The sequence below is a fragment of the Pseudomonas cedrina subsp. cedrina genome, from assembly GCF_001983175.1.
In the GTDB taxonomy this organism is placed as follows: domain Bacteria; phylum Pseudomonadota; class Gammaproteobacteria; order Pseudomonadales; family Pseudomonadaceae; genus Aquipseudomonas; species Aquipseudomonas cedrina.
In genome coordinates this window covers 59,899-83,214 of the sequence record NZ_MNPW01000005.1, presented here as the reverse complement: position 1 = coordinate 83,214, position 23,316 = coordinate 59,899, and the positions used below count along the sequence as shown (strand labels likewise).

General features: G+C 56.4%; 19 protein-coding genes, 1 tRNA gene and 1 pseudogene. 6 read left to right on the top strand and 15 right to left on the bottom strand.

Translation table 11 applies throughout. The features are described 5' to 3' along the window. The first annotated feature begins 137 nt into the window (after positions 1-137). Both desA and BLL36_RS11400 read left to right on the top strand, forming a co-directional pair. On the top strand, positions 138-1,322 hold the full coding sequence (desA, locus tag BLL36_RS11405) for a delta-9 fatty acid desaturase DesA (RefSeq protein ID WP_076951531.1): 1,185 nt from the start codon (positions 138-140) through the stop codon (positions 1,320-1,322). Between the two features lie 188 nt (positions 1,323-1,510). Next, entirely contained in the window at positions 1,511-2,512 is a 1,002-nt protein-coding gene (locus BLL36_RS11400) for a sensor domain-containing diguanylate cyclase (RefSeq protein ID WP_076951530.1), read from the top strand. A 207-nt stretch (positions 2,513-2,719) separates the two neighbouring features. Here the strand turns inward: BLL36_RS11400 and gabT are convergent, their stop codons facing one another. Together gabT and gabD are read right to left on the bottom strand one after the other, a co-directional pair. After that, a complete protein-coding gene (gabT, locus tag BLL36_RS11395; RefSeq protein WP_076951529.1) occupies positions 2,720-3,997 on the bottom strand; it encodes a 4-aminobutyrate--2-oxoglutarate transaminase in 1,278 nt (425 codons plus the stop codon). Between the two features lie 181 nt (positions 3,998-4,178). Continuing rightward, positions 4,179-5,621, bottom strand: coding sequence for an NADP-dependent succinate-semialdehyde dehydrogenase (gene gabD, locus BLL36_RS11390; RefSeq protein ID WP_076951528.1), 1,443 nt, complete (start codon positions 5,619-5,621; stop codon positions 4,179-4,181). 371 nt (positions 5,622-5,992) lie between these two features. On the opposite strand from gabD, the gene BLL36_RS11385 reads away from it, so the two are divergent. Then, positions 5,993-6,069 (top strand) — tRNA-Arg (locus tag BLL36_RS11385). Between the two features lie 610 nt (positions 6,070-6,679). Here BLL36_RS11385 and BLL36_RS30460 read toward each other — a convergent pair. The 10 genes from BLL36_RS30460 to BLL36_RS11330 all read right to left on the bottom strand — a co-directional run bounded on the left by BLL36_RS30460 (position 6,680) and on the right by BLL36_RS11330 (position 18,808). Next, the gene (locus tag BLL36_RS30460; protein WP_130925911.1) at positions 6,680-8,623 is read right to left on the bottom strand and encodes a hypothetical protein; all 1,944 of its coding nucleotides are present in this window, start codon (positions 8,621-8,623) and stop codon (positions 6,680-6,682) included. 11 nt (positions 8,624-8,634) lie between these two features. Further along, on the bottom strand, positions 8,635-11,232 hold the full coding sequence (locus tag BLL36_RS11375) for a hypothetical protein (protein WP_130925910.1): 2,598 nt from the start codon (positions 11,230-11,232) through the stop codon (positions 8,635-8,637). A gap of 596 nt (positions 11,233-11,828) precedes the next feature. Beyond that, positions 11,829-12,893, bottom strand: coding sequence for a 2,3-butanediol dehydrogenase (locus tag BLL36_RS11370; RefSeq protein WP_231999015.1), 1,065 nt, complete (start codon positions 12,891-12,893; stop codon positions 11,829-11,831). A gap of 359 nt (positions 12,894-13,252) precedes the next feature. Next, positions 13,253-13,852, bottom strand: coding sequence for a hypothetical protein (locus tag BLL36_RS11365; protein ID WP_076951524.1), 600 nt, complete (start codon positions 13,850-13,852; stop codon positions 13,253-13,255). Next, positions 13,849-14,421, bottom strand: a complete 573-nt coding sequence (locus BLL36_RS11360; RefSeq protein WP_076951523.1) for an RNA polymerase sigma factor — start codon at positions 14,419-14,421, stop codon at positions 13,849-13,851. The genes BLL36_RS11365 and BLL36_RS11360 overlap by 4 nt, the downstream gene beginning before the upstream one ends. 168 nt (positions 14,422-14,589) lie before the next feature. Beyond that, the gene (locus BLL36_RS11355; RefSeq protein WP_076951522.1) at positions 14,590-16,212 is read right to left on the bottom strand and encodes a vWA domain-containing protein; all 1,623 of its coding nucleotides are present in this window, start codon (positions 16,210-16,212) and stop codon (positions 14,590-14,592) included. 248 nt (positions 16,213-16,460) lie between these two features. Then, positions 16,461-17,111 carry a DUF799 domain-containing protein gene (locus tag BLL36_RS11345; protein ID WP_076951520.1) on the bottom strand — a complete coding sequence of 217 codons (651 nt, stop codon included), beginning with the start codon at positions 17,109-17,111 and terminating at the stop codon, positions 16,461-16,463. Beyond that, positions 17,108-17,470 (bottom strand): DUF4810 domain-containing protein, encoded by a 363-nt coding sequence (locus BLL36_RS11340; RefSeq protein ID WP_076951519.1) that lies wholly within the window; start codon positions 17,468-17,470, stop codon positions 17,108-17,110. Before BLL36_RS11340 ends, BLL36_RS11345 begins: the two co-directional genes overlap by 4 nt. Positions 17,471-17,499: 29 nt before the next feature. Beyond that, complete coding sequence (locus tag BLL36_RS11335) at positions 17,500-18,180, bottom strand: CsgG/HfaB family protein (protein WP_076951518.1); 681 nt, start codon at positions 18,178-18,180, stop codon at positions 17,500-17,502. A 46-nt stretch (positions 18,181-18,226) separates the two neighbouring features. Continuing rightward, positions 18,227-18,808 carry a hypothetical protein gene (locus BLL36_RS11330; protein WP_076951517.1) on the bottom strand — a complete coding sequence of 194 codons (582 nt, stop codon included), beginning with the start codon at positions 18,806-18,808 and terminating at the stop codon, positions 18,227-18,229. A gap of 278 nt (positions 18,809-19,086) precedes the next feature. On the opposite strand from BLL36_RS11330, the gene BLL36_RS11325 reads away from it, so the two are divergent. Continuing rightward, a complete protein-coding gene (locus BLL36_RS11325) occupies positions 19,087-19,698 on the top strand; it encodes a hypothetical protein (protein WP_076951516.1) in 612 nt (203 codons plus the stop codon). 17 nt (positions 19,699-19,715) lie between these two features. Continuing rightward, positions 19,716-20,303: a hypothetical protein gene (locus tag BLL36_RS11320; RefSeq protein ID WP_076951515.1), complete on the top strand. Its 588-nt coding sequence runs from the start codon at positions 19,716-19,718 to the stop codon at positions 20,301-20,303. A gap of 173 nt (positions 20,304-20,476) precedes the next feature. Here BLL36_RS11320 and BLL36_RS11315 read toward each other — a convergent pair whose 3' ends face one another. From BLL36_RS11315 to BLL36_RS11305, 3 genes and pseudogenes are all read right to left on the bottom strand, one after another. Beyond that, on the bottom strand, positions 20,477-21,097 hold the full coding sequence (locus BLL36_RS11315; protein ID WP_076951514.1) for a hypothetical protein: 621 nt from the start codon (positions 21,095-21,097) through the stop codon (positions 20,477-20,479). 204 nt (positions 21,098-21,301) lie between these two features. After that, a pseudogene (locus tag BLL36_RS11310) lies at positions 21,302-21,993 on the bottom strand (hypothetical protein). Positions 21,994-22,069: 76 nt separating this feature from the next. Then, positions 22,070-22,462: a DUF2846 domain-containing protein gene (locus tag BLL36_RS11305; RefSeq protein WP_197678494.1), complete on the bottom strand. Its 393-nt coding sequence runs from the start codon at positions 22,460-22,462 to the stop codon at positions 22,070-22,072. A gap of 570 nt (positions 22,463-23,032) precedes the next feature. On the opposite strand from BLL36_RS11305, the gene BLL36_RS11300 reads away from it, so the two are divergent. Further along, the gene (locus tag BLL36_RS11300; protein ID WP_076951885.1) at positions 23,033-23,290 is read left to right on the top strand and encodes a hypothetical protein; all 258 of its coding nucleotides are present in this window, start codon (positions 23,033-23,035) and stop codon (positions 23,288-23,290) included. The last annotated feature ends 26 nt before the right edge of the window (positions 23,291-23,316 follow it).

Genomic DNA, 23,316 nt, shown 5'->3' with positions numbered 1-23,316 from the left:
AATCGCCCTACAAAGGCTGCGGATTATAGAATAAGAAACATCCAGTCACTCCTATCTGAAAGGGCGGCTGGTTTTCTGTGTAGGCTTAGTGATAATGCGTGAGCTGTTCTTTTCTTTATCTGAGGGCCATACAGCCTATGTGGTACAACGGTTTTCTTGACCTGTCAGCCTGGCAACTGGTGGCGGTCACTCTGTTGATGACCCACGTGACCATTATTGCGGTCACGGTCTATCTGCATCGTTATTCAGCCCATCGCTCCCTGGAGCTCAATGCCGGCCTGAAACACTTCTTCCGCTTCTGGCTGTGGTTGACCACGGCGCAGAACACCCGCGAGTGGACCGCCATCCACCGCAAGCATCACGCCAAGTGCGAAACCGTCGACGACCCGCACAGCCCGGTGATCAAAGGCCTGTCGACCGTGCTGCGCAAAGGCGCCGAGCTGTACCGCAGCGAGGCTGAGAACCCCGAGACCCTACGCATCTACGGCAAGAACTGCCCGGACGACTGGATCGAGCGCAAGGTCTACACGCGCTATCCGCTGCTGGGCGTGGCGATCATGGGCGTGATCGACCTGCTGCTGTTCGGCACCATCGGCATCACGATCTGGGCGATCCAGATGATGTGGATTCCCTTCTGGGCCGCCGGTGTGATCAATGGCCTGGGCCATGCCGTGGGCTATCGCAACTTCGAATGCCGTGACGCGGCGACCAACCTGGTGCCATGGGGCATTATCGTGGGTGGCGAAGAGCTGCATAACAACCATCACACCTACCCCAACTCCGCCAAGCTGTCGGTGAAAAAATGGGAGTTCGACCTGGGCTGGGCGTGGATCAAGGTATTCAGCTTCCTGCGCCTGGCCAAGGTGCAACGCGTCGCCCCTATCGCCCATCGCGTGGAAGGCAAGGGCCACCTGGACATGGACACCGCCATGGCGATCCTCAACAACCGCTTCCAGATCATGGCCCAGTACCGCAAGTTGGTGATCGGCCCGCTGGTCAAGCAGGAGCTGGAAAAGGTCGATCACTCGGTGCGCCACCAGTTCCACCGCGCCAAACGCCTGCTGTCGCGGGAAACCAGCTTGCTGGACGACCGCCATCACCTGCGCATCCAGGGCATGCTGGAACACAGCCAAGCCCTGAAAGTGATCTACGAAAAGCGCCTGGCGCTGCAGCAGATCTGGCTGAAGACCAGTTCAAACGGCCACGATATGCTCGCCGCCATCAAGGAATGGGTGCACGAAGCCGAGGCCAGCGGTATCCAGTCCCTGCGGGACTTTGCCCATCAATTGAAGACCTATTCGCTGCGCCCTGTAACCGTATGAGGGTACGGTGGGAGGGCGTTCCCTCCCACCCCGCAGCTTTTTGGCGTCATTTCTCGGTCACCGGCAATCGGTCCTGTTGACGGAACTTCACTGCAATTCGCCTCTCTCAATGAACACTTCGCCATCATGGTGGCCCCTTGTTGTGACCGCTGCTCCACCTTGCGGCGCGCCCAGAGAGAGTTGTGCCGATGGTTCACGAAAAGCCTTGTTTGCCTGATCCACCCGTCGCTGAACACCCGCGTCCGGCTGCGGCTTCAACCCTGCTGGCGCTGGTGCATGCACAGGGTGAGGTCGAGCGCTTGAGTGAACGCGAACAACTGCTGAGTTCGCTGCTGGTCAGCGTCAATGCGGTGCTGTGGGCCATCGACTGGGAGACCCGCCGCGTACTCTACGTGAGCCCCGCCTATGAGCGCATATTCGGACGCTCCGCCGGCCTGCTGCTTGCCGACTATCGGGAATGGCGCAACAGCATCCACCCCGAAGACCTCGACTACGCCGAACACAGCCTGGCCCGCGTGCTGGAAACCGGCACCGTGGAGGACCGCGAGTACCGCATCATCACCGCCGACGGGCAGATCCGCTGGCTGAGCGACAAGTGTTACATCAACCAGCAGGCCGACCCCGACGAACCGCTGGTGGTGGTGGGCATGGCCGAAGACATCACCGAAAAGAAACAGATGGAACTGGAGCTGCACCGTCTGGCCACTACCGACGTGCTGACCCAGAGCAGCAACCGCCGACATTTCTTCGAATGCGCCAACCAGGCCTTCGACAGCGCCTGCGCCCAAGGCGCGCCGCTGGCCTTCCTGCTGCTGGACATCGATGACTTCAAGGACGTCAACGACACCTACGGCCACCTAGAAGGTGACCAGGTATTGCGCCGTATCGCCGAGAGCGGTCGCAGCGTATTGCGCCGTGGCGACCTGTTCGGACGCATCGGCGGCGAAGAATTTGCAGCCGTGCTACCCGGTTGCTCGCCGGAAATGGCCCTGCAAGTCGCCGAGCGGCTGGGCAAGGAGATCCAGGCGCTGAGCTTCAGTTATGCGGGCCAGGCCTTCAGCGTGACCATCAGCCAGGGCCTTGCCAGCCTCACCGAACAAGACTCGACGCTGGACAATTTGTTCGCCCGGGCCGATACCGCCATGTACGAGGCCAAGCGTTTGGGCAAGAACCGCGTGGTGGCGGGCTAGACCCTCTTCCACTGTGGGAGACACCCTTTTCCTGTGGGAGCTGGCTTGCCTGCGATAGCGGTCTGTCAGCTAGCACTGTGCTGTGTGGTCTGCCGCTATCGCAGGCAAGCCAGCTCCCACAGGGGATCGTGCAACTCTCAGGATTTATTCCAGACACAAAAAAACCCGCCGAAGCGGGTTTTTTTTGTCGATCAGCTCAGCATCCGCCTACAGCTCGGAGAAGCACTCTTCAATGATCGCCAAGCCTTTGTCCAACTGCTCGTCCGGCGAGGTCAGCGGCACCAGTACGCGCAGCACGTTGCCGTAGGTACCGCAGGACAACAGGATCAGCCCCTTGTCACGCGCCTTGGCCACCACCGAGGCAACCGCCGCCGCGTTTGGCTTGTGGCTGTCGCCGTTCTCAAACAGCTCGACCGCGATCATCGCGCCCAGGGCACGCACTTCGCCGATGACCGGGTACTTGGCCTGGATCGCCTTGAGGCCAGTCACCAGACGCTCGCCCACCGCCTTGCAGCGGTCCAGCAGTTGCTCTTCTTCAAACACCTCCATCACCGCCAGCGCGGCCGCGCAAGCGATCGGGCTACCGGCGTAGGTGCCGCCCAAGCCGCCTGGGGCGATGGCGTCCATGTATTCGGCCTTGCCGCACACACCGGCCAGCGGGAAACCGCCGGCGATGGATTTGGCGAAGGTGGTCAGGTCGGCGGCAACGCCCATCTGCTCCATGGCGAAGAAGGTACCGGTACGGCCGGCACCGGTTTGCACTTCGTCGGCGATCAGCAGGATGCCGTGCTTGTCGCACAGCTCGCGCAGGCGCTTCATGAAGGACTTGGGCGCGACGTAGAAACCGCCCTCGCCCTGCACCGGTTCGATGATGATCGCAGCGATATCACGCGGCTCGGCATCGTTTTTGAAGATGCGTTCGATGCTGGCGATGGCATCGTCGTCGCTCACGCCGTGCAGCTCATTCGGGAACAGCGCACGGAACACGCCGCCAGGCATCAAGCCCATGCCGGCCGAGTACGGCACGACTTTACCGGTGAGGCCCAGGGTCATCATGGTGCGGCCATGGTAGGCACCGGTGAACGCGATCACGCCGGCACGGCCGGTAGCGGCGCGGGCGATCTTCACCGCGTTTTCCACGGCTTCAGAACCGGTGGTGACCAGCAGGGTTTTCTTGGCGAAATCGCCTGGGACCTTGGCGTTGATTTTTTCGCACAGTTCCACGTAAGGCTCGTAGGCCAGGACCTGGAAGCAGGTGTGCGTCAGCTTGTTCAACTGCTCGGTCACGGCGGCGATGATTTTCGGATGCACGTGGCCGGTGTTCAGCACGGCGATACCGCCGGCGAAGTCGATGAACTCGCGACCTTCAACGTCGGTCACGGTGGCGTTCTTCGCCGATTCGGCGAAGATCGGGTGAATCTGGCCAACACCGCGCGGTACAGCGGCTTCGCGGCGTTTCATCAGGGAAGCGTTGGTCTTGCTCATAAAGTCCTCATTCGCCGCTCATCGGGCGGCGTGGCTCAAGGATAGGTGGCGGGGAGGCAACTACGGCAGCATGCGATGATCGACTGCCACAGCTTTCCCGGCCACTGCGAATAACGGGGTCAAACACGCAAAGGGTCAGCGCTCTCGTGCCCTTTGCGTTTGCAGCGATCCTTTACCGAGCTTAGATGCCCAGGCAGAGGTATTTGATTTCCAGGTAATCCTCGATCCCGTACTTGGAGCCCTCACGGCCCAGGCCCGACGCCTTGATGCCGCCGAACGGCGCCACTTCGTTGGAGATCAACCCGGTGTTGACGCCGACCATGCCGTATTCCAGGGCTTCAGCCACACGGAACACACGGCCCAGGTCACGCGCATAGAAGTAAGAAGCCAGGCCGAACTCGGTGTCGTTGGCCATCGCGATCACTTCGGCTTCGTCTTTGAAGCGGAACAGCGGAGCCAACGGGCCGAAGGTTTCTTCCTTGGCCACGGCGGCGTCTTTCGACACGTTGGTGAGGATGGTCGGCTCGAAGAAGTTGCCTTCCATCGCCTTGCCACCGGCCAGCAGCGTCGCGCCTTTGCTCAGGGCATCGGCAATGTGTTCCTGGACCTTGGCCACGGCTTTTTCATCGATCAGCGGACCCGTGGTGGTGCCTTCTTCCAGGCCGTTGCCGATCTTGAGCTTGGCCACGGCCACCTTGAGTTTTTCGGCGAACGCATCGTAGACCGAGTCCTGGATATACAGACGGTTGGCGCAGACGCAGGTCTGGCCGTTGTTGCGGTATTTGGAAATGATCGCGCCTTCGACGGCCTTATCCAGGTCCGCGTCGTCGAACACGATGAACGGCGCGTTACCGCCCAGCTCCAGGGAAACCTTCTTGATGTCCTTGGCGCATTCGGCCATCAACTGGCGACCGATTTCAGTCGAGCCGGTGAAGGACAACTTACGCACGATCGGGTTGCTGGTCAGCTCGCCGCCGATGTCGCCGGCGCTGCCGGTGACCACGCTCAACACGCCTTTCGGGATACCGGCACGGTGCGCCAGCTCAACCAGCGCCAGGGCCGAGAACGGCGTTTGCGACGCCGGCTTGATCACCATGGTGCAACCAGCGGCCAGGGCAGGGCCGGCTTTACGGGTGATCATCGCGGCCGGGAAGTTCCACGGCGTGATCGCAGCGGTCACACCGATCGGCTGCTTGATCACGATCAGACGCTTGTCGGGCTGGTGGCCGGGGATCACGTCGCCATAGATGCGCTTGGCTTCTTCGGCGAACCACTCGATAAAGGAAGCGGCGTAGACGATTTCGCCCTTGGCTTCAGCCAGCGGCTTGCCTTGCTCGAGGGTCATCAAGCGACCGAGGTCATCCTGGTTCTCGATCAACAGCTCGAACCAACGGCGCAGCTTATTGGCGCGCTCCTTGGCGGTGAGCGCACGCCAGGCCGGCAACGCCTTGTCGGCGGCCTCGATGGCCCGGCGGGTTTCCGCGGCGCCCATCTTCGGCACGGTACCGAGAATCTCGCCCGTGGCAGGGTTGTTGACCTTGATCGTCTGACCGTTGTCCGCATCGACCCAAGCGCCATCGATAAAGGCTTGCTGGCGGAACAACTGGGTGTCTTTGAGCTGCATGTCGGCTTTCCTTAACAGCACCGCGCGCACGCGGAGCGAATTAGAGTTGTTGAAAGGCGCCTTGTGGGCTGCCGTCAGGGAAATCGGCCTCAACGCGCCACAGTGAATAGATAGCGCAAGAGAGGCAGAGCGTTTGAAATCTCAAACGAATCCTAGGATCAATGGGGGTACAGGGCAATAGCCTGTTCGAAAAAAAGAACGAAACCGGCGCGTTTGCCTGAACTTTCTGATCAGCGTAGTTGGCCTTGGTTTCAGCGCACTGATCGGTGGTGCCTGGGTTAGGGCCTCCGGGCGGCAGGTTCCTACGCGCAAACGCCCGAAGACCAGCATGGACGCCCAAGGTCGACATGGGTATGATGTCGCCCGCACAAGCATCCGTAGCTCAGCTGGATAGAGTACTGCCCTCCGAAGGCAGGGGTCGTGGGTTCGAATCCCGCCGGGTGCACCAGATAGAGATGAAAAAGCCCCAGGTCGGAAGAGCTGGGGCTTTTTTGTGGGTGATTTTTACAAGCCGTGGGACTCAACTGCCTGGAGTTTCCGGATGGTTGCATCTGATATGGGCTCTTGTGTCTCAGGCCGACAGTTGGCTGCGCTCCTAGCCTGCAATCCCTAATGAGGCGTGGTGCCATGCGACGAATGGGCCTTCGATCAGAACATAAATAAATCTGTCCCCATTTGCCCCCCATTTGCCCCTAAACAATAAAGACAACAAAGTTAGTAAAGTCGAGACTTTGACGGTCGAAGCAATCAAGGCAGAGCTTGATTTCATTGTCCTTCAACTCAAAAGATAGGGCGGCTGATGAGGTAGCGGAAGCCTCAGCCGCTTCCGCTTTTTTGGACAGAATCCTGATAGTCAGTATTTCGAAGTTTTGGCTTATAGACACTTCAGTGGTAATAGATCACCTCATGATGACTTTGCACAGCATGAATAATCGCAAGCAATAAATTACACCAGAACCCTAAGGGGATATCTATGACGAAAAATTTGCAAACATCATATTCATATTGGCACCTACTAAAAACAAGAGGATTTTAGACGTGTTTTTAATTCAGACCAATCACGCCACGATGGATAGTTTTACTTTCTCCTTTTCGTTGATGTTTTGCATATTTGTAACCAACTCAAGCACTTTGATGATATTGCTGTGAAAATCTGACGCCTGTAGTTCAGCCGTCGTAAAGTCCAAAGAGCTGACAAGCAGCGCAGGAATCACCGGTGAGCTACCGTGAATTGAATAGCTTTCCGAGTGAAAGTGTCGAGTTCGCTCTTCAAGATCGCTAGTTGGATTAATGACGATTAATGCTACAGTTTGCTGGTGACCCGTAGCCTTGTCATGAATCCCATGAATATATTTCATTGTCAAATCGGGAAGATAATCTAAAAATGCTTTTTCATTCCCTGTGTATTTGGCATCAATAATTATTGATAAAGTTTGACGACCAGGTGCTTCTACTTGAACAACCAAGTCTGGACTACGGCGAGCATGCGGGCCAGTAGTACCTCGTTTACCAACACTGAAATCGATAAGTGGATCAGAGCTGTATTTAAATTTTTCGAGTTTGGAGCGAGTCCACCCTTCGCTGTTTATGAGGTGCGCACTTTTTGCATTGTGATGACCGTGAGTCCAGTAAGACGGTTCGTAGAGCAAATTTATGGTTAGCTCCCGAAACGCATAGCTAAATTTCGAAATATTCTCTGTAGCCTCATTCTCCGCACGATGAGCTGGGGTTTCCTTTGCAATAAAGTTTTCTATCTTCTCCCTAACAATAAACAGACAATAGTACTCAAATAGCTTAGGCACTGAGGTGATTGACAATAGTTCATCATTTACATCCCAGCTTGGCTTCCCAAAACGCATGAATTCAATCATGCGCACAAATATTTCCCTATAAATTGGATTAGACTTCGCCTTTGGTGTTAGTTGCGGAACCCCAAGATGGAGATTACTGACAGGTATCAGATTTTTCAGCTTTGCCAATATAGCGCCTAAGCGAAGATCAAGATCTGAACAACGTTGAATTTTGTTTTTGTTAATTATTGTAGAATATTTATTGATCTGGGTAAAAAAGGAAGCATAACCTTTCGGCGGCTCTTTTTCTTGAACAAGCTTTCTTGACTTCATTGAATCGAGAATTGATTTCACTGCTCGCTTTAATAAAACCACATACCCGTGAATAACTCTGTTCTCGTAGCAGTCACTACTTGTAGCCACATACGTCTCTAAAATTTTATTTGCATTAAAGTGAACGTCGTCAATCTCAAAGAAAGAAGAGAACTGATCATCTGTTTGATAAATCTCACTGGTATTATCGTTAATCCAAGAAATTGTTGAATCATCAGGGACCGAGTGTTCGTTTGGAACGACCAGGCGAGTTTGCGCTCTAGATTTTAGGATCGGGTTCCTGAAGAGCGCTCTGGTCACTCTCTCCAGCTCTCTAGTATTCTTCTCAATTCTGTCTAAATACTGGCTATCTGAACGACCTTCATCACCGATAAATCCGGCTCTAAGTCGAGTTACACGGAAGACGCTTGCAATGAGATTGGAGTCCTGGGAACTTAGAAAGTTGATCATGGCATCCACTCGCGATGCATTCTCACTCTTCGCCAGAACTTCTATCTCCTGATACTCAATGAGTATTTTACTACTTGAAGGTGAGACGGGGACATATTCAAGAGTTAAATTAGAAGGTTCAAAATCCTCAATAAGAAGATCTAATGATGCAAGACCATAGTAGTTTTGAAAAAAGCAATGATGCCTATACTCCCCTAGACCTGGCGACCACTCATATATCCAACTATCACCGACTTGCTTTCGGCTTGTAGCGTACATTTGTATTTCATGCAGAACAAGCTTAACCCTAGCCTCTCGATCAAGAGTCGCTGTAAATTTTATAACGTCATCTTCGCGTATTTGCGGACGTGAAGTGGCCTCGTCTGAGGCTATGTTCAATATAGCTTGTTCACCCTTTCGGGCACCAGACAGGAATTCGAGTTTAAGCATGATCAAAGTCCTCAAAAAAACGAGTATGATTCTGTCAGCTCATCACCTTGCTCGATAATATTGCCGAGAAGATTACGCGAAATTTCATAATTATAATCCCCTAGCTTCTGATGAAGCTGCACCAATTTATCTCTATACCCCTTACCATAGCCATTTATCACTGGGAGTATATGCTGCGCAATAGCAAAATCCATTGTCTGATATCTTTGAAATAATAGCTCGTTCGCAGTTTTACAATATTTATGAATCGACTGAATTTTTCGTGGACTTATATGGATTGGCGCTGTTCGATTATGCCCAGACGAAAGCGTTGTAATTATAGACTTTAAGTTATTGTCTTCTGCATCACTCAATGCAAATGTAATATCATTTGGGTTGAAAGCTTTGTGAAGAGAACTATACGGTAATGCCCCACCAAACAACGACTCGAAATCGTTAACAGTAGGCAGAGAAAACTGACAGTGAGTTAAAGATATAACCGGGGCTCTATCAAGCAATCTCGGAGATAGACGCTCAGTAGTTTCATCGCTGTTAATTGTAGCAATGAAACGTAAGCTTTTAGGTATTGTTAAGTATTGATGTTCTGAACCTTGAATTCCGAGATTTATTTTATTACCGTCATTGTTAAATGTATCACTCAATGTTAGGAAGTCGCTCCAATAATGTTCGATACTCGAAAGGTTGGCTTCATCAAGCAGTACCAAATTGAGTAAATCATTAGAAAATTCACTGCTCTCAATTTCCGCTGCACGCATAAACTCATACAATCCAGAGCGAGAAGGCTGATATATATTTTTTAAACCGTTCCAGAATCCAATCAAATCTCGGTTAGATACCCAACCCTTCCCAACAGGGATATTGAGAAATCTATTTATTTGATCGGCATCAGAACTATCGGGATTTATAAGTCCCATATGCTTTGCCAATCTAGTAACTGTAGATGTCTTTCCAGTTCCGGGAGGGCCAGCCAGAACAGTTAGAAAAGACTGCATCATCGTGACTACTAGATTGCCAACCTCATCATAATTAAACTGCCGACCATCCTCACCTTCAAGTTGCTTTTTCAGCCCTTCAATATAATCCCCTCGAGTATTATCCTCTAATTCTTTAGCAGACCTTTTAGGAAAATATGGTTTTATTTTTGGGTTGTAAGTGGTTTTTTGCCCACTTAGAATTTGGCTGATGGTTTTGTGCTCTAGCATAACTATGCTTAAGTCAGGAGATGAAAGCTTCGCCATCTGCCTTTCGACTAGCTTTTCGAGATCGTAATTCGTACGTTCAAGTTCAGATATTTGTCTTTTTCTATCTTCCAGTGTGAACTGAATATGTTGTATTTCTTTTGGCAACTTCAACTTTTCAGTGAGCTGTGAAAAATCCAGATTAATTGCTTCCACTTCCCCCTGCAAATCTTCTTTTAATTTTTCTAACTGCCTAATTTCTTCCTTTAGATCCTCTTGCCCCTTAAGTGAATCCTCTTTGATCTGAGCAGCTGTTTTTTTCTTGATCTCTTCAATTTCTTGCTCCGATATCTTTCGTTGATTTAAAACTTTGTTTTCTTCTTGCTTTAATTCTTGCTTTCTTTGCTCAATTTCAGAAGAAAGCTTTGAGAGCTCGAGATCATTCCTTTCCTTTTGTTCCTCCAACCTCTTCCTTAGCTCTTCAGCTTTATCCTTTAATAGAATATCTCTATTTTGCCTGACAAAGCTCTCTAAGAAGTCTCGCCCATTCTGCGTATTATTTAAATAGCCATCAATAATTTCGAGGCCGACCCCCTCAGAGTTTAAGTAACTATCTAAAATTTCTTTAAGGCGATTAAGCCTATCGTTATTCTCTACTGCCTTATTAGTCTTCTTGTAAGCTTCTACGGCAGCCTTGAGCTTACCTGCCTCTGTTCTAGATAAACTATTTTTATCGTTTTTCCCAAAACCGTTCTTTGTATAGTAAGTAATAAGTCCCGAGTCTGAAATGTAGTCTTGCACATCGTGCTCAACATGCTTCGCGCGCTCTAGGGAGGATAGGTAACAGTGTGTAATACCATTTAAATTTGTTGTTATTAGCAGCCCACTTGAAGATAAATCCTCTTCTGTAAATTGCGCAATATTATGTGTTTGCAATGAAAGTGGTGTATTAACTAGGACTGGTGATACGCTCCATGCTGAACCATTGTGTTGCGCGGTAAACGGACCACTTATGAAGCCTCCATTTCGAATCATAAAGTGGGTATTGCTAAGCCCCGAGTTTGGAATTGACTCCACTGACCCCGTGCTTATGTCAGGCATTTCCATATCAACAATCGGTAGATATGCACTTTTTTCAAGCGGCCTAATCAAGTTGCTGAATGATATGTATCTTTGTTTGCTAGTATTAGTCTTCCAGTCATCCTTATCTGTTTCACTCCATGCAGTTATTACAAATAACTCATCCTCTCTGTAGCTATCGTCAATTTTTGCCTGGTATTCATCTGCAATGAAAATCTTATTCCCATGTTCGAATTCTTCTGGATATACCTCTCTAGGAGCCCTCCCATCTTCTTCAATTATCAGAGGTATCACTACTCCAGTGTTCCCTTGAAAATGAGAGTGAGATTTCACCGCAATTAACCTAGACATAGACATCCTGTTCATGAGTTTATTTTTACTTCTAGATATTTACATCTCATGACGCCCCTGCTCGCTGGCGCAGCGATAACAAAAAGCCATCATGCGATTCCCTCATCTTACTTTCCTTGTGCCCAAAGGGGAATCTGGATTGGCGACAATCTGCAAGGTTTATGAACGGCCTAGGATCGTAGCCAGCAAATGGTCTCTATTGACCACGACTGTAGAACAAGGGCAGATTTCCAAACACCTGACTTTAGGACGACTGCCATCGCAGAACCTATTCACCACTGAACTTTTTCCGGACCTTTGTTGGGCTTTGCGCCTTTTTAGCTGCGTGAGTACCACATCCAGAATCACGCCTCGTGCGGTATCAATCTGATATTTCGTGAACAGACGAAGAACGATGATCCTCTTGGAGCTTCAGCACAGCGGGCTTGAGTCTCAGCCAGCGGTAGGCGCTTCGGTAGCATTTCGGCCAGAGCCTCTCAAAGTATTCACCCACGGCGTAGGTGCTCAAGGCCATATAGAAATGAAAAAGCCCCAGGCCGAAAGACCTGGGGCTTTTTGTGGGCGCGGTATGGAACAATCCCCCCCACCCCCTCACCTCAAACCCGAGCCGGCGACACAATAATCTTCACGTTATGCTCCTTGTTCTTCACCAACTCCTCAAACCCCTGCCCCACGATCTGCTCCAACTGAATCCGCCCCGTCACCAGCGGCGTAATATCCAGCCGCCCATCAGCAATAAACGCGATCACATCCGCGAACTCGCCGTTATAGGCCAGCGCACCCAGCACCTGTTTTTCCGTAGCCACCAATTCGAAAAAGTTGAATTCGCTGGGCTCTTCGAAGATGCCCACCAATACGCATTTGCCGGCCTTGCGGATCAGGTCGATGGCGAGTTTGGCGGTGTGTTTGTTGCCGATGCATTCGAAGCTGACGTCGGCGCCGAGGCCGGCGGTGAGGCGGCGTACTTCGGCGAGGGCGTCGCATTGGTTGGGGTCGAGTACGTGGGTGGCGCCGACTTCGAGGGCCTTGGCCTTGCGTGCGCTGGACATTTCGAGGGCGATGACTTGCGCGGCGCCCGCGGCCTTGGCGCACATGATGGTGCACAGGCCGATGGTGCCGGCACCGACCACCACGACGTTTTGCCCGAGCAGGCTTCCGGCTTTTTTCACGGCGTGCATGCCGACCGCGAGCGGTTCGATGAGTGCGCCGGCTTCGGCCGGGAAGTTCGCCGGCAGTTTGTACAGCAGGTTGGCCGGTACGTTGACGAGTTCGGCGAAGGCGCCGTTGTTCATCAGCCCGGTGAAGGCCAGGTTTTCGCAAATGTTGTACAGGCCGTGGGTGCAGTAGTAGCAGGTGCCGCAATGTTGGCACGCGTCGGCCGCTACCGGTTCGCCGACGCTGAAGCCTTGCACGCCCGCGCCGAGTTCGACGATCTCGCCGCAAAATTCATGACCGAGGATGCACTGGCCTTTGATGCCGGTGAGCGGGTGGGGGGCGTCAACCGGGATGAACACCGGGCCGGCCACGTATTCATGCAGATCGGACCCGCAGATGCCGCACCACTGCACGCGGATCTGCACCCAGCCTGCGGGGGGCGACACCGGCAGCGGGACGTCTTCGACGCGGATATCGTTACGGCCGTGCCAGACGGCGGCACGCATGCTGCCTTGTGGATTGATCGGGAGGGTCATGGCGAAATCTCCTTGAACGGTGGGTACGGGCGCCAGGGGCGTCGGTACGGTTGCGCGATGTCCGGGCCCTATCGCGGGGCGGGATATCGGGCAGCACTTTTTATTATTGGGTCGCCAGTCGGGCTGGCTGTCAGTGCTGGAGCAAGGCCGGTGCCAGGTTGGCCATAACCCCCGGACACGCCTTTTTTAGAGCGCTGCGGTCAACGCCGGGAGTTGCCCGGTATCGCGCGCCCGTGAGACGCGCGGTGCCGGGCCGCAGGAGATCGCGTCGAGACCGTGAGACGTTGCGTCTCACGGCCTGCCATGACCTAGGTCTTCAACGACCCGCGTTATCGCTGTTGCAACGCTTCGAGGCGCGCGGGTAAATCTTCATCGGGAAAGCGCTTGTGCAGGGCCAGCAGTTTTTCATCCGCTGCCTTGCTCTGGCCCGCCTCACGCAGCCGCACAATCTCCTGCAATCCTTCTTCCAATGAAGGCAATGCAACCGGCGCGCGCTTGCTCAGTTTTGCCGTGGATTGAGCCGCCATCGCGCCGGCGATTTCAGCCTGGACGGGGGCACGTTCGGCTTTGGGCGCGGGGGCGATTCGGGCCATCGGCGCGGGGGCCGCTTGAGGGGCCGGCCGGGCGGCGTCTTCGTGCAAGGCGGAGAAGGTTGCGGTGGAGATTTCGGCTTGCGGTACGGGCTCGCGCATCACCACGCCGACCATCAGCGCCAGGCCGGCCACGGTGGCGAATGCCATTTGCCAGCGCGGGCGTTGGCAGGCTTGCAGCCAGCGTTGCCACAGGTTCGGTTGCGGCGTAGGCGCTTCGCGGCGGGCGGTGGCGAGGATGAAGGCGTCGAGGGACGCGGGCGGCTCGCCGGTGCTGTGTTGACGGTAATGCTGGAGCGGCAGGTCGTCGGGGTCCGGGGTGTGTCGGGAGTCGGTCATGCGGGTATCTCCTCGGCCAGCAGGCGGCGCAGTTTCTGCTGGGCGTAACGCAGGCGGCTTTTTACGGTTTCCAGCGGGGCGTTGGTGAGGGCGGCGATCTGCGGCACCTCGAGGTCGCCGTGCAGGCGCAGCAGGAAGACTTCACGCTGGTCTTCGGGCAAGCCTTGCAGCGCAGCGTCGAGGCGCGCCTGGTCGCGGCTCAGGCTCAGTTGCTGTTCGGGGCCGGCGCTGTCGTCGGCCTGGGCGTGCAGTTGTTCGTCGTAGCTGTCGTGCAGCGGGGTGTGGATGCCGTGTTTGCGCCAGTGGTCGATCAGGCGGTTGCGGGCAATCTGGAACAGCCATGTACGAAAACTCGCCCGGCCTTGTGGCTGGGTGTTGCTGCGGATCAGGCTGAGCCAGGTGTCCTGGTAGATTTCCTCGGCCAGTTCGGCTTTGTTGCTTAGGGACACGAGGAAGCGGTGCAGGCCCTGGCGATGGCGCACGTACAAGGCTTCGAACGCGGCGGCGTCGCCAGTGCGGTAGCGGGCCAGCAGGGATTCGTCGCTGGGTGGGTCATCGGGTACGGCCATGTGGGGGGCGGACTCCTTTCGTAAAGTTGACGCTGTTCGGGTGGGAGCTGGCTTGCCTGCGATGGCGGTGGGCCTGGGCCATGGATGGTGCCTGATATACCGCTATCGCAGGCAAGCCAGCTCCCACATAAGCCAGTTTTCCACATTGGATTAGTGGTGTGTTCGGGGTCAGTGCTTGAGGCTTTGGGCCAGTTCTACCAATTGCACGAATTCGTTGCGCAGGCCGAAGGGGTCATCGCCTCGGGCGGAGCGGGCCAGTGTGGCGGTGTCCTGCAGGCTCATGGTGCCAGTGTAGCGGCCATCGCCCTTGAGCTGTTGGGCGAAGGCGGCCACGGCAGCCGCAAAGCGCAGGTCATCGCTGGGCTTGCTCGAAGCATTACTGATGGGTCGCTCGATCAACTGGCTGTTGCCGCCCGGCGCCGGCTTGTAGCGCACGCGCAGCATCGCCAGTTCGGAGGATTTACCCTCGGCTGTCGGCGCGGCGGCGTAGCGCAACGGCTCCAGCCAGCCCTTCTCGCCCTTCGGTACAATTTCGTACAGCGCCGTCATCGTGTGGCCTGCGCCGATTTCACCTGCGTCGACCTTGTCGTTGTTGAAATCCTCACGCTTCAGGGCGCGGTTTTCATAGCCCAGCAGGCGATATTCGCTGACCTGCGCCGGGTTGAATTCCACTTGCAATTTCACATCCCGAGCGACTATCGCCAAGGTCGAGCTAAGTTGGTCGACCAGCACCTTACGCGCCTCGCGCAGGTTGTCGATGTAGGCATAGTTACCGTCGCCGGCGTCGGCCAGTTGCTCCATAAGGTGTTCGTTGTAGTTATTCACACCGAAACCCAAGGTGGTGAGCGACACGCCGCTTTTGCGCTGCCGGGTGGCCATTTGCTTGAGGCTGTCGAAGTCGCTGATGCCCACATTGAAGTCGCCGTCGGTGGCGAGCAGGATGCGGTTGATGCCGTTGCCGATAAAGCCTTCGCGGGCCATCTGGTAGGCCAGTTCGATGCCCGATGCGCCCGCCGTGGCGCCGCCGGCGGTGAGTTGGTCGATGGCGTTGCGGATCCTGGCCTTGTCGCGGCCCGAGGTGGGCGGGAGCACTACACGGGATTCACCTGCGTAGACAACCAGTGAAACGCGGTCTTGATCGCGCAGTTGATCCACCAGCAATTTCAGGGTGCTTTGCACCAAGGGCAAGCCTTCGCGACGGTCCATGGAGCCGGATACGTCGACCAGGAACACCAGGTTGGCCGGTGCCAGTTCTGCCACGGCACGGTCGGACGCCTTGATGCCGATGCGCAGCAATCGGGTGTGCGGGTTCCACGGCGTGGCGGCGACTTCGGTGGTTACGCCGAAGGGCGAGCCGTCGGTGGGCAGCGCGTAGTTGTAGGGGAAGTAGTTGACCATTTCCTCCAATCGCACAGCACCTTCGGGCGGCAGGCTGCCCTGGTTGAGGAAACGTCGTACGTTGGCGTAGCTGCCGGTGTCGACGTCGACGCTGAATGTGGAGACGGGGGTTTCGGCCACGCGGTGCACCGGGTTGTCCGGCAGGTTGGCGTATTGCTCGCGGGGTTCGCTGCGGTAGTCCAGGTTGACCGATTCGCGCATCTGCATCGGTGCCGGCATGGCCATGCGTTTGACCAGGGCACCTTGAGTAGACGCGCGTTGCAGCTCGACGGCGGGTTCAGCCGATTTGGCCAGGTCAGGGGATGAAGACAGCCCACACCCGGCCAGCGTTACCAGCAGGGTAACGGCGAAGCCCTGGGCAGCAGGACGCAGGAAGAGCAGAGGACGGGACATGGGCTGAACCTCGTGAATGAATGATCCGTTCACAAGGTCAGACGCAAGGTGTGGAGGGTTCGGGTTAAACCTGATTCGGAATAACACCACCCATCTACTGTGGGAGCAGGCTTTGTGTGGGAGCTGGCTTGCCTGCGATGCAAGCGCCTCGGTTTTTCAGTTAAACCGAGGTGATGCTATCGCAGGCAAGCCAGCTCCCACATGGGCCGGTGCCCACATTGGATGTGTGGTGTGTTCAGAACCTGGGATCAGTCCGTGCCGTACTTGGGGTTACGCGGCCCGTACAAAATCCCCGCGCGCTGGCCCGGCGACAACAACCGTGCACTGGTGATACCGGCGATCGGGTGTGCCGCGTCGGTGGAGCTGTTGATCACTTGCTTGACCGCCGCGGTGATCAGCATGCCGACCAGACCGCCGCTGTTGTTGTTGCCTTCCTCGCTGGACGCATGCGCCGAGCCGGTCCACAGGGTGGTGCCGGTGCGCAGGTCCACCAGTTTGGCCGAGGCGGTCACCGAGGTGTCGCTGGAGATCAGCATGTACTTGGTGCCGTACTCGGTGACCGTGATGTACAACGCCGCGTCCGCGCCGAAGATGTCATGCAGCTTGGCCGGTGCCACGCCCTGGATATCGTTGGCGGTGGTGAGGCCGTTCTGGCGGAAGGTTTCGTCCACCAGGGCAATCGGCAACACGTAGTAGCCGGCTTCGGCCAACGGGTAGGTCACTTGCGAGACCAGGCTGTAGGACGCCTGCACTTCCGGCGATTCATTGATCGGCGGCAGCACCAGGATCGACTTGGGCCGCGCCTGCTTGTATGCCGTGTAATCAATCGTCTTGGGTGCCGCGCAACCGCCGAGCAAGGCCAGAGCCAGCAAGGCGCCAGTGAGTTTTAACAGGCTCATTTAGTGGCGACTCCGGTCTTGGCGTTTTTCAGCAGAAAGTCCATGTAAGCGGCGGACTCGGGGAACAGTGCCTTTTCGGTACGGAATTCCTGCACCATCTGGTCATCCTTGCCCATGCTCAGGTACAGCATGCCCAGGTGGGCGTGGTAACCCGGCGGCGCCTTGCGGCCGCTGGCGTTGATCTTCTGCAGGTCGCGCTCCAGTGCCTCGACCTGCGCTTCCTTGGGCTCGCCCTTGAAGTACTCGTAAACCTGCGGCTGGTAGCTTTCCCATTGATACAGGGGCTGGGGCGCCGTCTGGCACCCCGTGACTACCGCGATTGCTGTCAGCATCAGCGCCAACTTAACTGCCTTGCTCATCCGTGTACTGCTCCTTGAGGTGCTGCTGATCAGTTGCGCGGGTTCCAGGCGCCGGCGTTGATGCCGTCGACGAGGCGGTTGATGGCTTCGCGCATGGCCAGGTCGAGGACCTTGCCATTAAGGGTGGAGTCGTAGCTGGCGGTGCCGCCGAAGCCGATTACTTCACGGTTGGACAGCGCGTACTCACCGGCGCCCTGGGTGGAATACACCACTTCGGAGGTGCTGATGTTGACGATATTCAGCGCGACTTTGGCGTAGGCCACTTGGGTCTTGCCACGGCCGAGGATGCCGAACAACTGGCGGTCGCCGGTTTCCTTGCGGCCGAACTCGGTCACGTCACCCGTCACCACGTAGTCAGCGCCCTTGAGCTTCTGCGCGGTGCCTTTGATTTTGGCTTCCTGGGAGATTTCGCCCATGTTGTCGCGGTCCAGCACGCTGAAGCGGTTGGTCTGCTGCAGGTGGGTGATGAGGATGGTCTTGGCCTGGCCACCGAGGCGGTCAACGCCGTCGGAGAAAATGCCGCGCATGTAGCTGGAGCGGTTGTCGAACTTGCCCACGGCAATCGGTACGCGCACGCCGGAATAGGCCACGCTGGCGCTGGCGACCTGTTCCACCGGCATCGCGTGGTTGCTCTCGGTGGCGCAACCGGCCACGGTCAGCAGCGCTGCGGCGGTGAGGCCCGACAGCAGGATTTTGCAGAGTGTTTTCAAGAGTTGCTCCTAAGTGGGGAAATCCAGGGACGATTGCGCAAAGCCGCTATCGGGAAGGAATATCCTGCAGGTCATCGATGATGTAATGGCTCAAGCCACCCGTGAAATACCGCTCGACACTGGCATTGCCGGTATTGGTAATGACGCCGCCAAGGGTTCTCCATTGCTGCGCCTGGCCCCGCCAATTGTTGGGGACCAGGCCAGGCCGATTCTGGGCGAAGTGCAGCACCTCGGAGCCGGCTTTCTTGACCTTGACCTTGTAGCCGAAATCGATGCTTTGCAGGATGGTGCCGTCGTCGATCAGCAGGTTGGACAGCCCGCCCTGGGTGTCGACGATATGGCGCACGTAGACGATATCCACGTCGAGCAAGTAATCGGCGGTTTCCTTGCTGGTGGCGTAACGCTTGGCCTTGAGCAAACGCTCGACCAGATCGACACCGAGCGCCTTGCGGACATTGTCGTCGGCCATGAAATGTTTGCTTTTGCCGCCCACCTCAACGTCGAAGGTGTCGACCCAATAGGTAGCTGTCTTGGGAATCGTGACCGGTGCCGGCGAGATGTAGTACTGCGGCTTGGAGGCGCAGCCCGCTAATAGGCAGACCGCAAGGAAGGCGGCAAACACGCGCATGTGTGAATTCGTCCCTGAAAAGTATCGAGCTTTAAACAATCGCGGCATTTTACGGAGTTGAAACACGTTCTCAAGCTGTTTTGACGCCAAAGGGCCGCCGCTTTACTGGCATTTGTGCCTGTGTACAGAGCGAGCGACGCTAAGGCCTTGTCTGGGAAACGAAAAAAAGATGGCTATATGCCTTCACCCACCACCTTATTTGTCCAAAAAAAGCCTGCTCAAGTTATGCCCATCAAGGTCGAGACAGTAACTTGCTTGTTCACTTATAGGGATATTGCATGTTTAACATTTTGCTTCGGGCTACCGCCCTGCTCGCCGCGCTGTCGATGACCGGCTGCGTGTCCTACACCGTCACCGGCCCTATCGCCGCCCCGCTCCACCAGGTGTCTGTCAGCAGCCCGCGCAGTGCGCAAATTGCCGATGTGACGGTGAGCGCCGCCGACGTCAACGAGGCCAACAAGACCGCCATCAGCCAGTCCCTCACGGCCCAGATCAGCCAGTACGTGCGCAGCGCAGGCTACTTCAAGCAGGTCACTGAGTACCCGGTGCGCCTGGGCGAGCAGGACGTCACCCTCAAATTCAACATGACCTCCCTCAAGGGCCACCGCGCGCCGCACCCGGCGTACGTACCCGGCGCGCTGCTGACGCTGACCATTTGGATCTGGGTCAACGGCCCGATCTACGTCGACAGCTTCGACGTGGCCGGCGACCTGGTGATCGTCGACCGCAACGGCAAGGAACTGGCCAAGGCCAGAGACTCGATCACGTTCGAACACAACGTGGGCCTGTACAGCGGCCAATACTGGGCGCCTTCGATGGGCGGCCAACAACTGACCAAACTGGTCGGGCAACTGCTCGACACCGCGACCGCCAACCTGGCCAAACCGTAATTCTCAAGGAGCACTGCATGAAAGGATTGATCAAACACAGCCTGGTACTCGCCGCCGTCTTGCTGACCGGTTGCGTGTCTTACTCGCAGCACGAACTGCCGGCCGTACAAACCTGGCCGCCGACCGCCAACGCGCCCGCGCAAAAGCCCACGGTGTACGTGCGCACCACCGCGCAGAACCACGTCAACGGCGGCCCGGGCAACGCGGCAGTCGGCGCCCCGGTGGTGCTGTGGGAAAAAGCCGTGGCCGACTCGTATCGCGCTTCCAACCGTTTTTCGCGGGTGAGCACCGACAAGGTCGACTCGGACCTCTACGTGGACGCCACGCTGCACAACAACGAAGAGTACAGCCCGGTGTCGGCGTTCATCACCGGCTTTACGTTCTTCATCATCCCGACCACCGCGAAGAACATCTTCACGCTGGAAACGGTGTTCAAGGATAAAGACGGCAAGGAACTGGGCCGCGTGAAAAAGAGCGAATCGGTGCGCACCTGGATGCAGTTGGTGCTGATCGTGGGCATCCCGTTCCAGGCGGATACGAAGGACGTGGTCGAAGCGCTGACGCGCAGCACGCTGGATGAGGCGGTGCAGCGCAAGTTGCTCTGAACCGGCGCCTTGTCGCCTGCCAGAATGCACATCCAAATGTGGGAGGGGGCTTGCCCCCGATAGCGGTGTATCAGTCATGCATGCATTGGCTGACACACTGCTATCGGGGCAAGCCCCCTCCCCATTTGGCCTGCGTGCCTCAAGAATACTGAGTACGCCAGCGTTGCCTCAGCTCACTTGATCAGATCAGGTCGAGTGGTCTTGAGCATTGCCGCGCTCACCGCACCCTGAACCGAGCAGGTGACCATGCCCTTGCTGGTCTTGGCCAAGTCTGCGGGTGCAGGCTCAACCATCAATATGCGTTCGGCCGTGTCAGTGACCAGCTTGCCTGCGTTGTCGCCGCCGCCCTCCGGCACCCAGGCCGATTGCTTGTGCGACCAGATCTGCGCGCGGGCGTAGATACCATTGGCTTGCTCCAATTCGGTACCCGGCACTTTGCTCAACTGGGCGTAAAGCGCGTCGGGGGCCTGCTCGGTGTAGAACCCCCAACCGATGATGCGCGAGCCCATCAGGTCCAGGTCTTCGGCAAAGAAGCCGGTCAAGGTCAGGCCGTCGAGGGTCAACGGCTTATCGAACATCCAGCGCTGACCCATGTCGGTTTTTGTACCGCCGCTGAAAGTAATTCTGCCGTTTTCTACCGCATGGGAGACACGCTCCTTGAGCCCTGGCTGGTCCAGGACCGCCAGAGAGCGTTGGTCGCAGGCGAGAAAACCCTGCAGGGCAGGCGCCGCGGCAAAACTGCTGGTGCAGGTGACAAGTGCGGCAATTGAGATAAACAGACGGTGCAATTTCATCGGGAAACTCCTTGGGTTAAACCACTTTCAACACAGCCCCTTGCAGGCGCGAGCTTGCGCGCGAAAAACCCGAGAGCGCCGCGGGCATCCAGGAAACCCGCGTCAGCTGAACGCGCTTCGCGAGCAAGCTCGCTCCTACGGAAAGCGGAGCTCAGCTTGGTCGTAATGACGAACATGAAACGCATACACCCCAAGGGGCGCAGCCTACTTGAGTTCCTGCACCAGATAACGCCCGGAAATCTGCGTGATACCGGTGAGCGCCCGGCGCAAGGCCTCGGGGTCTGTGCGATAGGTGAGCGGCGTGTAGCCGTAGACATTTTCGCCATTGAAAGGCGTAACCGCCTCACTGGTGCGCCAGATCATTTCATCGCCTCGATTCATCTGCGCCAGCACGTTGAGCGTGGGATAAATCACGCTGCTGAAACCTTGCGTGAGCCGAAAGCCCCACTCGGCCACGGTCAACTGGATCTGCGCATCGGCGGGCTCGTCGTCACCGACCACCTTAAGCGTTGAGGTCTTGCCCAGCGCATCGATAAAGCCTTGCTTGAGCAACACGCCTACGTCAATTTTTTCCGCCTCCATCAGTGTCAGAATGGCCACGGGCGTCGGCATCTCGGCCAACTGCCCGAGCTTCATGCCGCCCGCAAAGCCAGCGCCGCTCAACGCCGCGGTGCCCACCTTGGATGCACCGCTGGCCATGCCAACGCCCGCGCCAAGCCCAGCCCCCAGGGCCGCGCCCCAGGCTTGTTGCTGGCCGAAGTACACCATGTTCTTTTCCCACTTTACGGGCAGGACTTTTACGGTCTTGATCTGCGCGCGGTTTTCGGGCGTCAGGGGATGGCTGACGCAACCGCCGAGGCAAGGGTGGTGAGGAGGATGAAGAGGAGGTTTTTCACATCAGTCCTTTAATGTTTGCAGTTGACCAGTCATTGCCGGCAGAGCCTCGGTCCCGCCGGCAACAAACGCGTTAACTCATTTGCTTTCTTTGGCAATGGTGCCCAGGGACGCATCCTTGACCAGATAACGGCCTTCCAGATCACTCAGCACTTTGAGGCTGTTGCGCGCCACGGCGAAGCCCATTTCGACTTCCTGCTTGAGGTAAACCACTTCACCGGCCTTGACGTCGATTGGCATATCCGCCCAGTTTTCAGCCTTGGAGCTGATTACGTGCTTGCCCGGCGTCACGAAAAAATAGATGTACTGGTTACCGCGGTTGTAACCCATCTCCGAGTTGGCTTCCTTGTCATCCAGGAACACGTTGAACCGTACCAGCATCCCGACGTTGCTAGGGCGAACGAAGTACACCAGGCCTTTATCGGCCACGGCAGCCTTGGGCAGTGAATAGCTCGCCACGTCGGCCTGCATCTTCTCGACCGAAGGGGTCGAAGAACAGCCGAACAGCGTGGCCAGGGACAGAACGACAGCGGCTTTGCAGGACAACTTGATCATGTATTTCTTCCTTGTGGGTAGCGGTGCAGCGGTCTGGAAAATACTGGCGAAGGCCGGTTCGGATTTTTAATGCCTCTAGCCATCGCCAGTGTGTCGGCAATGGATGGCATAACATAAGGCATTATGCCATCACTCTGATGCTTTGCGCGATTTTGGGTGAGGGCGTGTAGTCCGGCCGTTGCTCAAAATTAGAGAACCAACCGCTATCCAGCTGATACACCTCGATCAAACATGTGGGAGCGGGCTTGCTCGCGAATACGGAGCGTCAGTCAGCCAATCTGTCTCTGACACACCGCTTTCGCGAGCAAGCCCGCTCCCACATTGATCGGCGGTGACACGCAGAATTGTTACAGCCTGGACGGACGCCTTGCATGGTTTTGGATGGGGGGCTTATAGTCCGGCCGTCGTCCAATGGCGACCGGGTTTGGCGACCCGAAGAACGAGCCCTCAACGATTAACAGAGAGCTTTTGATTATGAACCGCTACATGCCCCTAACCGGCCACGACTGCACCATCCCCGCCCTGCTCATCGACACCCAGGCGCCCCTCGACGTCCTCCACGACGCCGCCGTGCACCGCATCCAAGCCGTCACCCAACTCCTGGAAAACCTGGCCTTCCGCGAACAACTCAGCAGCGATGCCGTAGTGCTGCAGGACTTCGCCCATCTGCTGGCGATTCCATTGCGTGATGGCTGCGATTTGTTGAATGCCATCAGCCGCCGGCTGAATACCAACCCGTCGTGAGTTACACCGGGCGGCCCTGTCAGGCC